This window comes from Microcystis sp. M53603_WE2 (genome assembly GCF_030065435.1).
This window is the reverse complement of sequence record NZ_JASJFF010000702.1, coordinates 1-1,018: the sequence shown is the minus strand read 5'-3', so window position 1 is coordinate 1,018 and position 1,018 is coordinate 1. Positions and strand designations below refer to the sequence as shown.

Here is a 1,018-nt window from a genome sequence, read left to right as displayed (position 1 = left end):
GGGGGTTATAAGGGATGGAACCCTTATATAGAAAGGCATTTAGCGATTTTTGTCAATTGTTTTTGCTCTAGAGCGAACTAATCAATTAAGTCTCTTGCCAGATAAGGATTTAGTCGATTTATGCCCCCCTATCGAACCATACCAAGTAACGAAGAACCGGATTTCTTTGGTTTTTTCTTCGGTAATGATCGATGACATTGCGCTTAGTCCTTTATTTAAAGTTGGCTGGTGCGTTACATTAATATTAACACACCTTAACGAGATCGGCGATCGCACTTAGATTAGGATTTATTTCGATACATGACCTGGATACTTACACTAGAGTTTGCTACGGCTTGGGGAGTGACTAAGATTTCTATATTCTGACCTAATGCTACTAGAAAGCTAAACATCTGCTCAAGAGAAAATTTTTGCAATCTGCCATTTTTTAAGTTAGAAATTTTAGCCTCGTCAATTCCCAAAATTTGACTGACCTCCTGCTGGCTTAATCCTTTTTCAGTAATCAGATCATAAATCACTGAAGCCAGCTTGACTTTAGCGAGTTTTTCTTCAGCATTAGCAAAGCCTAAGTCTTCAAAAATGTTTCCTGAACTAATAGTATATTCTGTCATAATCATTTATCCCCTTTTTGGTATTTATTGTTGCTCTTTGACAATCTCCTGTGCTTTTTTCAGGCGTTCTTTGATTAGATCAATATTTTGTTTTGGTGTTTTAATCCCTGATTTTGATTTTTTCTTAACCCACATTCCGCACCCTAAGTGTCACAACGTCTCAAAAGAGGAAGATGCCTGAGTCAAAATACTTATCTAGAGGAGTGAGTTGGCGGCAAGCTGCCGGCAACTAAGCCGAAAATTTCAGAGTTCCCCCGGTCATTCTCAATAAACAGTGCTTGTTGAGAATGACCGGTCAATCAGACTTAACATCTAGGGGGAGATGTTCCAGTTGCTCGCTTTGTTGTGTCACCCCTGGAAGTCAATCCAGCTGGTCCAGATAAGAGATAATATTCCTGGCAAGGTTT

2 protein-coding genes are annotated in these 1,018 nt (G+C 39.2%); one reads left to right on the top strand and one right to left on the bottom strand.

Annotation, left to right across the window (positions count from 1 at the left end; translation table 11 throughout):
- The first annotated feature begins 49 nt into the window (after positions 1-49).
- Positions 50-280, top strand: a complete 231-nt coding sequence (locus tag PX481_RS15080; RefSeq protein ID WP_288094879.1) for a hypothetical protein — start codon at positions 50-52, stop codon at positions 278-280.
- Between the two features lies 1 nt (position 281).
- Here PX481_RS15080 and PX481_RS15075 read toward each other — a convergent pair whose 3' ends face one another.
- Positions 282-611, bottom strand: coding sequence for a helix-turn-helix domain-containing protein (locus PX481_RS15075; protein WP_002763909.1), 330 nt, complete (start codon positions 609-611; stop codon positions 282-284).
- Positions 612-1,018: the final 407 nt, after the last annotated feature.

What these genes read in the sequence shown, in the direction of transcription:
- PX481_RS15075 (WP_002763909.1), bottom strand. Translation starts at nt 611, where the DNA reads ATGACAGAATATACTATTAGTTCAGGAAACATTTTTGAAGACTTAGGC.